General features: G+C 64.2%; 9 protein-coding genes. 4 read left to right on the top strand and 5 right to left on the bottom strand.

Translation table 11 applies throughout. The annotated features are described in order from the left end of the window. Positions 1–50 precede the first annotated feature (50 nt). The 3 genes from F4Y38_02040 to F4Y38_02030 all read left to right on the top strand — a co-directional run bounded on the left by F4Y38_02040 (position 51) and on the right by F4Y38_02030 (position 3366). A complete protein-coding gene (locus tag F4Y38_02040) occupies positions 51–941 on the top strand; it encodes a TauD/TfdA family dioxygenase (GenBank protein MXY48057.1) in 891 nt (296 codons plus the stop codon). A gap of 78 nt (positions 942–1019) precedes the next feature. Continuing rightward, positions 1020–2204 (top strand): RtcB family protein, encoded by a 1185-nt coding sequence (locus F4Y38_02035; protein MXY48056.1) that lies wholly within the window; start codon positions 1020–1022, stop codon positions 2202–2204. Between the two features lies 1 nt (position 2205). Continuing rightward, positions 2206–3366, top strand: a complete 1161-nt coding sequence (locus tag F4Y38_02030) for a mandelate racemase/muconate lactonizing enzyme family protein (GenBank protein ID MXY48055.1) — start codon at positions 2206–2208, stop codon at positions 3364–3366. Positions 3367–3423: 57 nt separating this feature from the next. On the opposite strand, the gene F4Y38_02025 is transcribed toward F4Y38_02030, so the two are convergent. From F4Y38_02025 to rlmB, 4 genes are all read right to left on the bottom strand, one after another. Beyond that, positions 3424–5205, bottom strand: a complete 1782-nt coding sequence (locus F4Y38_02025; protein MXY48054.1) for a peptide ABC transporter substrate-binding protein — start codon at positions 5203–5205, stop codon at positions 3424–3426. A 40-nt stretch (positions 5206–5245) separates the two neighbouring features. Then, positions 5246–6391: a chromate efflux transporter gene (chrA, locus tag F4Y38_02020; protein ID MXY48053.1), complete on the bottom strand. Its 1146-nt coding sequence runs from the start codon at positions 6389–6391 to the stop codon at positions 5246–5248. Between the two features lie 3 nt (positions 6392–6394). Further along, entirely contained in the window at positions 6395–9106 is a 2712-nt protein-coding gene (locus F4Y38_02015) for a pyruvate, phosphate dikinase (protein MXY48052.1), read from the bottom strand. Between the two features lie 116 nt (positions 9107–9222). Continuing rightward, entirely contained in the window at positions 9223–9975 is a 753-nt protein-coding gene (gene rlmB, locus F4Y38_02010) for a 23S rRNA (guanosine(2251)-2'-O)-methyltransferase RlmB (GenBank protein MXY48051.1), read from the bottom strand. 326 nt (positions 9976–10301) lie between these two features. Between rlmB and F4Y38_02005 the strand changes: the two genes are divergently transcribed. Further along, complete coding sequence (locus F4Y38_02005) at positions 10302–11768, top strand: lipopolysaccharide biosynthesis protein (protein MXY48050.1); 1467 nt, start codon at positions 10302–10304, stop codon at positions 11766–11768. Here the strand turns inward: F4Y38_02005 and F4Y38_02000 are convergent. After that, on the bottom strand, positions 11713–13239 hold the full coding sequence (locus F4Y38_02000; GenBank protein MXY48049.1) for a CRTAC1 family protein: 1527 nt from the start codon (positions 13237–13239) through the stop codon (positions 11713–11715). The genes F4Y38_02005 and F4Y38_02000 overlap by 56 nt on opposite strands. Positions 13240–13333 lie beyond the last annotated feature (94 nt).

Below are 13333 nucleotides of genomic sequence, written 5' to 3'. Positions count from 1 at the left end.
CAAACCGGGCGGACCCGCAGCCGGATCAATCATCAGGAAACACCTTCGTCATGACTGAAACTTCCAATTGCACTTCGCTGACCCGGTCCGGGTTCGGTGCCGAACTCGGGGACGTGGACCTTGCACGGCTCGATGAAACCATGGTCAAGGAGGCCGTGGACGCTTTTCACGCGGCGGGTGGACTGGTGGTCATCCGTAACCAGGGACATATCGACCCCGCCCATCTCCGCCGGTTCGTAACCCGGTTCGGAGCGCCCGAGGGCAACGAGAAATATGATCCGGCCTTCCTGGTTCCGGGGTTCCCCGACATCCTGCGCATCGGGAACGCGAAGGAGAACGGAAAGTACACCGCGCTCTTCATCCAGGCGGACCCGCCTCCGCTGCTGTGGCACATGGACGATTCATTCCGCCATCCACAGCCGATCGGGTCCTGCCTGTTCTGCGTCCGCACGCCCCCCGAGGGCGGGGAGACCGGCTTCGCGGGCATGACCGCGGCCTATGCGGACCTGCCGGACGACGTCAAAGCACGGATCGATTCCATCCGGACCGTCCACTCCTATAACCATCTCAACGAACTGCTCAGGAAGAAGAATCCGCACCGGCCGCTGCTCAGCAGCGCACTCCTGGAGCAGTTTCCCCCGATCGTCCGGCCCCTGGTCGCGCGGCACCCGGAGACAGACCGGAAGTCCCTCTATCTGCCCCTCTGCCACATCGAATCCGTCGAAGGGATGTCGCTCACGGAGGGATCGGCGCTGCTCAACAAACTGCAGGCCCACGCGACCGGAGAAGATTACACCTACATGCACCGGTGGCGTCCGGGCGACCTGGTGGTCTGGGACAACCGGTGCACGCTGCACGCCCCGACGCCCTTTGACGACACGCGTTACGAACGGCTCATGAACCGGCTCACCTTCAGCGGACGCCAGATTGCCGGTTTCTGAGAGGACGTGGTTGCTTTGGCAAATCACATACCCTACCGGCAGTGGGGACGGGATCTGGATGCCCAGTCGATCCAGCAGATGAAGCGGGCCTGTTCCCTGCCCGTAGCCCTTGCCGCCGCGCTGATGCCGGACGCCCACGTGGGTTACGGCCTGCCCATCGGCGGCGTGCTGGCCACGGACAACGCGGTGATACCCTATGCCGTGGGCGTCGACATCGCCTGCAGGATGAAAATGACCGTCCTGGACCTGCCACTGGGCACGCTACGGCACGACCGGGGAACGGACCGCCTGAAGAAGGCCATCTCGGCGGAGACGCGCTTCGGCGTAGGGGCCAGTTTCAAGAAACGCCGGAACCACCCGGTCCTCGACCGGAACTGGTCCGTCTCCCCCGTGACCCGGAAGGCCAGGGACAAGGCCTGGAGCCAGCTGGGCACCAGCGGGAGCGGCAACCATTTCGTCGAATTCGGCGAGCTGACGCTGAACGAGCAGTTGAAGGGACTCGATACCGGCACCTACCTCGCCCTGCTTTCCCACAGCGGAAGCCGCGGGACCGGCGCCATGGTCGCCTCCCATTACAGCAGGCTGGCCATGTCCCTGCGCCCCGAACTGTCCAAAGAACAACGGCACCTGGCCTGGCTGGGCCTGGACACCGAGCCGGGACAGGAATACTGGGCGGCCATGGAGCTCATGGGCCGCTACGCGGAGGCCAACCACGCCTGCATACACCGTCACATGGCCGGCCACCTCGGGGCGGAAGTGTTGCTGGACCTGGAGAATCACCACAATTTCGCGTGGAAAAAGAGCATTACCGTCTCCGGCCAGCGCGGCCAGCATAGCCAGCGAGGTCGTTCCAGCCAGCATGGCCAACTTGGTCGTAGTCCGGACCGGAAAGCGATCGTACACCGCAAGGGCGCCACGCCGGCAGGCCCGGGCGTGCTGGGCATCATTCCCGGCTCGATGGCGAGCCCGGCCTTCGTGGTCCGCGGGAAGGGAAACCGGGACGCCATGAACTCCGCCGCCCACGGCGCCGGCCGCGTTATGAGCCGGAAACGGGCGATCCGGAGCCTGAACTGGCAGGACGCCAACCGGCTGCTCCGGGAGAAAGGCGTCACGCTCATGTCTGCCGGTCTCGACGAAGTCCCCTTCGTATACAAGAATATCGAAGCAGTGATGGCGGCGCAGACCGACCTGGTGGAGGTGGTGGCCCGCTTCGAACCCAGGCTGGTGAAGATGGCGCCGGCCGGCGAGCGACCGGAGGATTGAGATGATGAAAGTATCGAACGTCGAAGCTTTCGCGGTACGAATCCCGAGAGAAGCCGGCCAGGAATTGCGTGAACGCGGCCCCGGTGCGCCTTCCGCCTATTTCATCCCGGAAAACAGGCACGCCTTCAAGTCCGACAGTCACGAAACCCTGGTGGTGCGCATAACGACCGAAGAGGGCCTGGTCGGTTACGGCGAAGGGCAAAGTCCCATCTTGCCGGATACGACGCGGACCATCGTGGAAGACCTGTGCCGTCCCGTTCTTATCGGCGCGGATCCCTTCGACGTGGAATTCCTGTGGCAAAAACTCTTCGACGGCATGCGGGAAAGGGGACATCCGACCGGCTTCTACGTCGACGCCCTCGCCGCGTGCGACATCGCCCTGTGGGACCTGAAAGGAAAGGCGCTGGACCTGCCGGTCCATAAACTGCTCGGAGGTAGGTTCCGGGACCGGGTCGAAATTTACTCCGGATGCGCCGGCCGCGACCCCGCCTCCGCGGCGGACCGGGCCGAAAGACTCGTGGGCGCGGGCTACCGCGGATTGAAACTGTCCCCGTCAAGGGACCGCGCCGGTACCGTCACCTTTGCCAGGGCCGTCCGCGAGCGCGTCGGTCCGGACATCTCCGTCATGGTGGACGTGCATACCGAATTCGACGTGGCCGAGGCGATCAGGCTGGGCCGGGAACTGGAAGCGCTGGACGTCTACTGGCTGGAGGCGCCGACCCTGCCCGAGGACCTGGCGGGTCACGCGGCCGTGACCCGGGCGCTGGACATGCACGTCGCCAACGGTGAGTGGTACCGCACCCGGTTCGAGATGAAGGAAGCTTTCGACCGGAGGACCTGCGACGTGGTGATGCCGGATATCGGGCGTACGGGGCTGACCGAGGGGAAACGCATCGCCGTGCTCGCGGAGACCTACAACATCCCCGTGTCACCCCACATAGGGGGCGGCGGGGTGCTTGCCACCGCCGCGACCATCCAGCTGTCCGCGGCCATCCCCAACTTCCTGGTCATGGAACACGGCCACGAATCCTTTCCCACGCGGTGCCGCTACGCGCTAAAAGCCCCGCAACCAACCGATGGCGCGTTTCCGGTGACGGACGATCCCGGCCTGGGCGTCCGGATCGACGATGAAGCACTGGAACGGTTTTCCCGTCCCGCATAGCGTGCCGCAACACTCGATCCACGGCGACTCTAGATAAAACGCTTGATTCGCACTGCATCAGTCCAGGGCGGACTTGAACCAGTCCCAGAGGCCGCGGCTGCGCGGCTGATCCTCCGCGTCACGATCCGTATCCCTGAAATACCCGTTCATCCAGGTCAGGTTGGACCAGACCTCCATGCCGAGGCGGTTGGGCTGAAGGGTAGGGCTATAGAAATCGGGTTTCCACAGGCGGTGTTCCACCGGAAACCAGAGGAAGATGCCACCCACGTCTTCCACCAGCCTGCGTTCGGCGGCATGGTAAATGGCGTACCGTTCATCGGGTGGCCCCATGAACTCGTTGCCCTCGTGAATCAGCCGTTCGAAGGTGTCGTCGTGCCAGGCGTGGCGCCCCCTGGACCGCCAGAGCCCGAGCAGATTGGCCGGATCGGGGAAGTCCTGGCTGTAGGCCACCAGGGCCAGCGTCACCTCGTGGTTGTTTAGGCCGTCGGTGAACACCTTGCGTTCGATGACTCTGACCCCGACCCGTACATTCAGCGCTTCGGCGATCATCGCCTGGATGGCCTCCGCGGGCAACCGGGTGGACTGGTAGTCGTGGGCGCGGATCCAGATATCGACCTGGGGAAACCCCTTTCCGTCGGGGTATCCGGCCTCCGCCATCAACTGCCTGGCCCGTTCGGGATCGTAGGGCAGCATATCGCGGAAGACCTCCGGTTTCGCGCCGGGGAAGCCGGGGGCCAGCATGCTGTAGGCCGCCACGCCCACGTCCTTCAGGGCGGAGTCCATCAGGGCCGTGCGGTCGATGGAGTGGGCGAAGGCTCTGCGGACGCGGAGGTCGTCGAAAGGCGGATTGTACGTGTCCATGGTCATGTAGAACGTGACGAAGTTGACCATGGAATGCAGTTCGCGGCTGAGCACCGGGTCGCTCTTGACCCTTCCCAGGGCTGCCTGTCCGGTCAGGAGGATCATATCCACCTCGCCGGCCGTATAAGCCGAAAGCATGAGCGGCACGGCCGACTGAGAGAACACCCGGATAATCACCTGGTCGAGAAGGGGCGGCATGGAACCTCGGTACATCGGGTTGGCGTCCAGGATGATGATCTCGTTCTTGCGCCATTCGGTGAGCTTGAACGGGCCGGACGAAATATGGGTCTCCGCCCGGGTCGCCCACTCGTCACCGTATTTGGCCACCGCGTGCTCCGGCGAAGCCCAACTCATGATGAGGTTGAAGGGCAGGTAGGGCACGGGTTGCTCGGTATGGACGGCCAGCGTCGTATCGTCTATCGCTTCCACGCCCAGCGAATCGACGGGCAGCTGCCGGCCGACCACGTCGCTCCAGTTCTTGATGATACGGTAGTGCCATTCGAAGTCGTAGGCATTGTCCGGATCCGCCCCCCGGCGGAAGGTAAAGACGTAGTCATGGGCGTTGAAGGGCCGGCCGTCGTCCCACTGCATCCCGGACCGCAGGTGGAAGAGCCACGTATTGCCGTCCGGTGTGGCCTCCCAGGACTTTGCGGCGGCCGGAACCAGGTCGTAGTTATGGTCCTGGCGGACCAGCGGCTCGGAAATGAGGTTGGTGGCCGGGCTGCGCCTGTAAATGGTCTTGAACCACTCCATGTACGTCCCGTCCATCTCGAAGAACCGCAGCCGCTGACGCTCCGGCGGCGCTGCGTCTTCAGGCAACTCGACGCCGATGGAGTTGACCCGCTGGGCGGAGAGTTCCGGGGCGGTGAGAAATACGAGCAAAAAGAGGAATGAGGCGATTCGTCGCATGATCAGGTACGAAGACAAAACATGAACAGGTCCAGCTATGATGGATTGATCCTTATGTAATATCCCCATTTAACCGATATAGACAAGGAATACCGGCTTCGTTATCCCGTCACCCCAGGACGGCTGCCAGCACCCCCGCCGCGGCAAAGAACGCGACCAGCGCCAGGATCGGCAGGCGCAACACCCTGAGCAGGAAAAACCCGATGATGGCGAGGGCGAGATCCAGGGACGAAAAGACGGCATTGACGAACACGGGCTGGTAGAGCGCCGCCAGCAGGAGTCCGACCACCGACGCGTTGACACCCGCCACCGCGCCCGCGGCGTCCGGCTTTCGCGCCAGGGTCTCCCAGGTGTCGTGGAAGGACAGGATCAACAGGAATCCCGGAAGGAAAATGCCGAGGACCGCGATCAACGCGCCAACCAGTGCATGATCCGGGTTCATTCCGGCGCCCAGGAACGCCGACATGGCGAACATGGGGCCCGGAATGGCCTGGGCGGCGGCGTAACCGAGCAGGAAACGATCGATGGGCAGCGCGTCGCCCACGGTCTGCTGGAGCAGCGGCAAAACGACGTGTCCGCCGCCGAATACCACGCTGCCGGCCTGGTAGAACCGGGAGAGCAGATCGAGGTCCGGCGACAGGCTTGCCAGCAGCGGAAGGCCGATGAGGAGCAGGAAGAAGAGCGTCAGCGGCAGCCAGGAGAATCGGAGCCGGCCTCCGGGCGATGCCTCCGGCGCGCGCAGAAAACGCCAGCCGACCAGCGCGCCTGCCGCCAGGACCGCGAACTGGGTCGCCATCGAAGGGGCGACCAGCAGGGCCGACGCGGTCAGAATGCACAGTGCCCCGGTGAGTCGGCGTCTGCAGAAGGTGGCGTACATGCCCAGTACGGCGTCTGCGACCACGACCACGGCCAGCAGTTTCAATCCCTTGACGAACCCGCCGAACCAGACCGTGTCCGTCACCGAGCTCCCGGCGATGGCAAGCAGGTACAGGAGCATGAAGGACGGCAGCGTGAACCCCAGGAACACGGCGACGCCGCCGGCGACGCCCGCCCGCTGGTATCCGATGGCAAAGCCGACCTGGCTGGAAGAGGGTCCGGGAAGGAATTGGCTCAGGGCCACGAGCCGGCCGTAGGAGGCTTCGTCAAGCCACTTCAACCGTTCCACGAAGGCGGTCCGGAAGTATCCCAGGTGGGCGACGGGACCGCCGAAGCTGATGCATCCCAGGGCCAGGAATCGCCAGAAGAGTTCCCACATGATTCAGGGTGCCTGGTCGGACAGCGCCGCCCGGGCCGCGGCCAGGCAGGCGATGGGCACGCGGTACGGGGAGCAGCTGACGTAGTCCAGGTCCACGCCGTGGCAGAATTCGACCGAGGCGGGATCGCCGCCGTGTTCGCCGCAGATGCCCACCTTCATGCCGTCCCGCGTGGCGCGGCCGCGCTCGACGCCGATTTTCACGAGTTCTCCGACGCCGCTGCCGTCAATGCTCACGAAGGGGTCTTCCGGCCATATCTCGGCATGCAGGTAGTCGGGGATGAACCTCGCGTCGTCGCGAGAGAGTCCGAAGGTCGTCTGCGTCAGGTCGTTCGTCCCGAAGGAGAAGAACTCCGCTTCCTCCGCGATCTCGTGGGCGGTCAGCGCCGCCCGCGGCAGTTCGATCATGGTACCGATCTGGTAGTCCACCTCCACGCCGGTCTCCGACTGCACTTCCCGGGCCGTCCGGCGGACGACCTCGGCCTGCAGGCGCAGTTCGTTGATGTGGCCGACCAGGGGGATCATGATCTCCGGAATGGCCTTGATGCCGCGTTTCACGCAGTCGCTCGCGGCTTCGAAAATCGCCCGGGCCTGCATCTCGGTGATCTCGGGGTAGGCGATACCGAGCCTGCACCCACGGTGTCCGAGCATGGGATTGGCCTCCCGCAGGTCCTCCAGCTTGCGCTGGTAACGCTCCACCGGCACGCCGGTCTGCGCGGCGAGTTGCGCGATGGCCTCGGCCTCGTGGGGCAGGAATTCGTGGAGGGGAGGGTCGAGCGTGCGGATCGTGACGGGGTAACCGTCCATGACTTCGAATATTCCGATGAAATCACTTCTCTGGATCGGAAGCAGCCTGGCCAGCGCCTTCCTGCGGCCGGCTTCGTCATCGGCCAGGATCATCTCACGGACCGAATCGATCCGGTCTTCCTCGAAGAACATGTGCTCCGTCCGGCAGAGGCCGATGCCCTCGGCGCCGAAGGCGCGCGCGGTGGCCGACTGATCGGGCTGGTCCGCGTTGGTCCGCACCTTAAGCCGTCGGTTCCGGTCAGCCCAGGCCATCAGGCTTTCGTACCGCTGATAGACCTCCGAGTTCTCGGACGACATGGATTGCTGCAACAGGACCTGCAGCACTTCGGAGGGAATGGTCGGAATGGCGCCGGCCATGACCTCCCCGGTGGATCCGTCGATGGAAATATAGTCCCCTTCGGCGATGACCTGCTCGCCGACGCGCATCTGGCGGGCGGCGTAGTCTATATCCAGTTCTCCGCAGCCGGCGACGCAGACCTTGCCCATCTGGCGGGCGACCAGGGCCGCGTGGCTCGTCATGCCGCCCCGGGCGGTCAGGATGCCCACCGCGGCGTTCATGCCGCGTATGTCTTCGGGCGACGTCTCGATGCGGACCAGGATCACCTGTTCGCCGCGGTCCGCCCAGGACTCGGCATCGGTGGCGTTGAACACCACTTTGCCCGACGCCGCACCCGGACCGGCGTTGAGGCCCCGGGCCAGCACCCGCCCCTCGTGCTCCGCGCGGCGCTTTTCCTCCACGTCGAATACGGGGCGCAGCAGCTGGTCGAGCTGGTCGGGTTCCACACGCCGCAGGGCTTCCTGCTCGTCGATCAGCCCTTCCCTGACCATGTCCACCGCGATCGTGATCGCGGAGAAACCGGTACGCTTCCCGACACGGCACTGCAGCATCCACAGTTTGCCGCGCTGGATGGTGAATTCTATATCCTGCATGTCTTTGTAATGGGATTCCAGCGTGTCGCAGATGCTTACCAGTTGATGATAGGCGTCCGGCATTTCGCCCTCGAGCTGCTCGATGGGCCGGGGGGTGCGAATGCCCGCCACGACGTCCTCGCCCTGGGCGTTGATGAGGTATTCGCCGTAGAACCGCTTCTCGCCGGTCGCGGGATCGCGGCTGAAGGCGACCCCCGTGGCGCAGTCGTCGCCCATGTTGCCGTAGACCATGGCCTGCACGTTGACGGCGGTGCCCCATTCATCAGGAATGTCGTTCAACTTCCGGTACACCACGGCCCGTTCGTTGTTCCACGAGCCGAACACGGCCCCGATAGCGCCCCAGAGCTGCTCGCGGGGATCGTCTGGAAAGTCGGCGCTCGTGCGGGCATTGATCTCGGCCTTGAACTCGTCGACCAGCGCCTTGAAGTCGGCGGCCCCGAGATCCATGTCCTCCGTGACGCCGGCGCGGGCCTTCCTGCGTTCCAATAACGCCTCGAAGGGATCGTGCTCCTCATCGTCTGCCGGACGCACGCCCATGACCACGTCGCCGTACATCTGTACGAATCGCCGGTAGCTGTCGTAGGCGAAGCGTTCGTCACCCGACTGTGCGATCAGTCCCTCGACGGTGGCATCGTTCAGGCCGAGATTAAGAATGGTGTCCATCATGCCGGGCATGGAGGAACGGGACCCGGACCGGACGGAAACCAGCAGCGGGTTTTCCGCACTGCCGAAACCGGCGTCCATGACGCTTTCAACCTGCGCCATCGCCTGTTGGATCTGTTCGTCCAGTTCCGCAGGGTACCGGTGGCCGTGGTCATAGAAATAGGTGCATATCTCCGTTGAGATGGTGAAGCCCGCGGGCACGGGAATGCCGAGGTGGCTCATCTCGGCCAGATTAGCGCCCTTGCCGCCCAGAAGCTCCCGAAAGTCCGCGGATCCATCCGCCTTGCCGCCGCCAAAGTAGTATACCTGTTTCGCCATAACGCTACCGTGCTCCTTTACTCCGTTCAGCTGCTTTTTCAGTCCCGCCCACAGGTTTTTTCGCCAAAAAACACAGGGCGGTAGCATAACGCCGCGAAGCAATCGTGTCAACCGATTTACCCGTCTTCTGTATCCCGGCGCTGGCGAAAGACCTCATACAACACGAGGGCCGACGCCACGGACGCGTTGAGCGAATCCACGTGCCCGGCGACCGGGAGCCGCACCACCTCGTCGCAGTTGCGCCGGACCAGGGGCCTCAGTCCTTTGCCCTCGCCGCCTATGACGAGCGCCACGGGGACGGTATAGTCCATTTTACTGAAAAGCGTAGGTCCGTCCGCCGCGAGGCCCACAAGCCAGACGCCCGCTTCACGAAGCGCCTGCATGACGTGGTTCATGTTCGCCACCCGCGCGACCGGCACGTGCGCGCTGGCCCCGGCGGAAGCCTTGACCGCGGCGGCGGTCAATCCCGCCGCATTTCGACGGGGAATCACGACACCGTCGACACGGACCGCGTCCGCGGTGCGAATGACGGCGCCCAGGTTGTGGGGATCCTGTATGCCGTCCAGCAGGACGAGGAAGGGAGGAGATTCGGACCGGCGGACCGAGACCAGGATATCCGCCATTTCGGCGTACTGGTGGCCGGCCACCGTGGCGACGACACCCTGGTGCCTGCCATCGGTCAGACGGTCCAGCCGGCGGCGTTCGGTGAACTGGAACACGACGCCCCGCTTCCGGGCGAGTTCCAGGATGTCGGCCACGTCCTGGCGCGCAACCCCTTCGGCGATGTAGATCCGGTTGAGGCTCCGGCCCGCCTGCAGGGCCGCCCGGACCGGGTTCCTTCCGTAGATGAATTCCGTGACTTCCGACATGGCCGCACCTGCCCGCAACGAGTATTGGACCATCCCGGGGACGGCGGCGCTGCGACGCGCTGCCACGATCATGGAATAACGTGGCGATCTCCCCCGGGCATCCGGTCAAGATAAAGCACCTCCGCCGCCGCAACGAACCTTTTTCGCCCGACGGCGTTCAATACCGAAGTCCGGCTTTACCGGCACGACAGGAGTTCCGGGCGGCCGAGCCGACCCGTAAATGCTTGACGTCCCCGGCGGCCGCCGGTACCATATCGGTGCTCAGCGCCTGGAATCCGCCCCTCCCGAGGCGGTGAGAACCCTGTCCGCCCGCAAACTCAGGATCCATGTTCCAAGGCCTCAAAAGACTCACCACCCATTCGGCGATCTACGGTCTCAGCGACGTGCTGGGCAGGTCCATGGCCTACCTGCTGGTACCGGTGTATACCCATGTCATGCCCGTAGAGGAGTTCGGCTACTACGGGCTCGTATATACCTTCATCGCGCTGACGAACGTCGTCTTCCTCTACGGCATGGATTCGGCCTTTCTCAGGTATTACGTGCTCGAGGAGGACCGCAAGCGGGATACGCTGAGCACCGGCTATCTCACCATGCTGTTCACGTCGGCCGGGCTCGCCGTGATCATCGTCCTGTTCTCCGCCCGGATCGCGCCCCTTATCTCCGTATCCGCTTCCCTGACTTCGTACGTCCAGCTGGCCGCCGCCGTCCTGGCGCTGGATGCCCTGAACGCCATCCCTTTCGCGCGGCTCCGGGGAGAGGGCAAGGCTGCGACGTTCGCCTCCCTCAAGCTGATGAAGGTGATGATCGAACTGGGCGGAAACTGCTACCTCGTCGTCGTGCTCGACATGGGACTGCAGGGCATTCTGATCAGCAACATCGCGGGGTCCGGGATAGTTTTCCTCATCCTGGCGGGCATTACCCTGCGACACATGTCCTTCTCCTGGTCCCGCGGAACGATGGGGCGGCTCTTGAGATTCGGACTACCCTACGTGCCCGCCGGCGCCTGCATCATCATCATCGAAACCATCGACCGGCTGATGTTGGAACGGATGGCTGGCACGGAGACCCTCGGCATCTACCATGCGGCCCGCAAGCTGGGCGTCGGCATGCTCGTTTTCGTCACCATGTTCAGGCAGGCCTGGCAGCCTTTCTTCCTGGAGACCTCCAGGGAGGAGAACCCCAGACCGCTGTTCGCCCGCGTGCTGACCTACTTCCTGGCCATTGCGGGCAGCGTCTTCCTGTCCCTTTCCTTCCTCATCGACGACCTGGTCCGCATCTCCATCGGTGGCTATACCCTGATCGAGGCGTCATACTGGGAAGGGATCGCCGTGGTACCGATCCTGCTCGCGGCTTACGTGCTGTATGGGATATACGTCAACCTCACCGTGGGCGTCTACCTGGAGAAGAAGACCATCCTGCTCCCCTTCATCACGGCCGCGTCGGCCCTGGTCTGCATCCTGACGAACCTCTGGCTCATCCCGGAATACGGCATGTACGGGGCGGCCACGGCCTCGGCGGCCGCCTACGCGGTGATGGTGGCCGGGTTGTATGTCGTGGGCCGGAGGTACTACCCGATACCCTACGAATACATCCGGCTGCTCAAGGTAGTCTTCGCGTGTGGATTGTTGTTTACGGTGCGCGAACTCACCGAAATCGCCTGGATCGGGGAGATCGCCTGGCCCGGGGAGATCGCCCTGGTCGCGGCCTACCCTGTGGTGTTGTGGGCGATGAGATTCTTCAACGCCGGAGAAATGGCGTTCGCGAAACGATACCTGCGCCTTCGCGGATCGTGATGAGCTGGCCGCCTTCGATTCCGGTTGCGACGTCTCTCGCGCCGCCGGGCCAGTCCACGATGACCGAGTCCGCCCCGGCGTGGGCGCCGAGTCCGAAGTGGGCCCTGAGATCGTTGGCCGCCAGATAGCTGTAGGCGCTTCGAATCTCCCGCGACTGTCGCGCGGCATCCGTGACCACGGTTACGCGCGCGCCGATCCCGTTTCGATTGCTCCGGACGCCCTCGGTGGCGACGAGCAGGCTGGCGGGAACGGTCCCGTCGTTCCGCAGCAGCAGCGGGACGTCGTTCACCGTGGTGACCAGCACGTCGACGTCGCCGTCGTTGTCCACGTCTCCGAAGGCCGCGCCGCGGTGTACGCGCTCCACCTGGAAGGGTGGACCCGCTTCAGGGCTGACGTCGGTGAAAACGCCGTCTCCCTCGTTCCGGAACAGCTGATTGGTCTGCGCGTAGGTTATCGTCGGATCGAACAGGGAGATGTTGTCGATCACGTGGCCATTCGCCGCGAAAAGGTCCAGCCACCCATCGTGGTCGAAATCCTTGAAGGCCGTGCCGAAGCCCAGGAACAGGAGCGTGGGATTGCCCACGCCCGCGCCGAAAGTCGTTTCGGTGAAGGTGCCGTTTCCGTTGTTCCGGTGCAGCGAGTTGGGTTCCAGGGAGAAATTGGTCACGTAGATATCCGGCGACCCGTTCCGGTCGTAGTCTCCCATATCCACCCCCATGCCCGCCCGGGCGACGCCGTCTTCGCCATAGGCCACGCCCGCCAGCAAGGCCATGTCGGTAAACGTGCCATCGCCGTTGTTCCGGTACAGGAAATCCGGCGTCAGGTCGTTGGCCACGAAGATATCCGTCCATCCGTCGCCGTCGTAGTCGCCTCCCACGACCCCGAGGCCCTTGCCGTCCGGATTGGCGATGCCCGCCTCCGCGGAGACGTCCGAAAACGAACCGTCGCCGTTGTTCCGGTACAGCAGGTCGGCCGCGCCTTCGTAGATGTCGGGTCCGCAGTAGGACTGGATACCGTCCCTGGAGCAGCGCCTGTTGGCCTCGAAGTCAAATTCGACGTACGCACACACGTAGAGGTCCAGGTGCCCGTCCCGGTCGTAGTCCAGGAATGCCGCACTGGTGGAGAACGTGGGGTTAGCGGGTACCATCAGATTCGCACGGGCGGTCACGTCCCTGAATGTCCCGTCCCCTTGGTTCCGGTAGAGGATGTTCGCCCCGTAGTTCGTGACGAACAGATCGTCGTCGCCGTCGTTGTCGTAATCCGCGACGGCCAGGCCCATCCCGTAACCCCCCGCGTTGTCCACGCCGGCCTGGCCGGTCACGTCCGTGAAGGATCCGTCGCCGTCGTTGCGATAGAGGATGCTGGAAAGGGGCTGGTTGGGCACGAAACCCGGGATGGCCGCGCCGTTGAGCAGGTAGACGTCGAGGTCGCCGTCCCCGTCGTAGTCGATGAACCCGCCGCCGGACGCCACCGTTTCGAGGAAGTAGTACCGGCCCGATTTGCCGTTGGTGTGCCGGAACGTGATCCCGGCCGAAGGCGCGATGTCCGTGAACTGCACGACCGGC

It is taken from the genome of Gemmatimonadota bacterium, from assembly GCA_009838645.1.
Classification (GTDB): domain Bacteria; phylum JAAXHH01; class JAAXHH01; order JAAXHH01; family JAAXHH01; genus JAAXHH01.
The sequence above is the reverse complement of the archived record's forward strand: the minus strand, read 5'-3'. Positions and strand labels throughout refer to the sequence as shown.

Coding starts and splice junctions, on each gene's coding strand:
- F4Y38_02040 (MXY48057.1), top strand. CDS start 51: ATGACTGAAACTTCCAATTGCACTTCGCTGACCCGGTCCGGGTTCGGT.
- F4Y38_02035 (MXY48056.1), top strand. CDS start 1,020: ATGAAGCGGGCCTGTTCCCTGCCCGTAGCCCTTGCCGCCGCGCTGATG.
- F4Y38_02030 (MXY48055.1), top strand. CDS start 2,206: ATGATGAAAGTATCGAACGTCGAAGCTTTCGCGGTACGAATCCCGAGA.
- F4Y38_02025 (MXY48054.1), bottom strand. CDS start 5,205: ATGGGGATATTACATAAGGATCAATCCATCATAGCTGGACCTGTTCAT.
- chrA (MXY48053.1), bottom strand. CDS start 6,391: ATGTGGGAACTCTTCTGGCGATTCCTGGCCCTGGGATGCATCAGCTTC.
- F4Y38_02015 (MXY48052.1), bottom strand. CDS start 9,106: ATGGCGAAACAGGTATACTACTTTGGCGGCGGCAAGGCGGATGGATCC.
- rlmB (MXY48051.1), bottom strand. CDS start 9,975: ATGTCGGAAGTCACGGAATTCATCTACGGAAGGAACCCGGTCCGGGCG.
- F4Y38_02005 (MXY48050.1), top strand. CDS start 10,302: ATGTTCCAAGGCCTCAAAAGACTCACCACCCATTCGGCGATCTACGGT.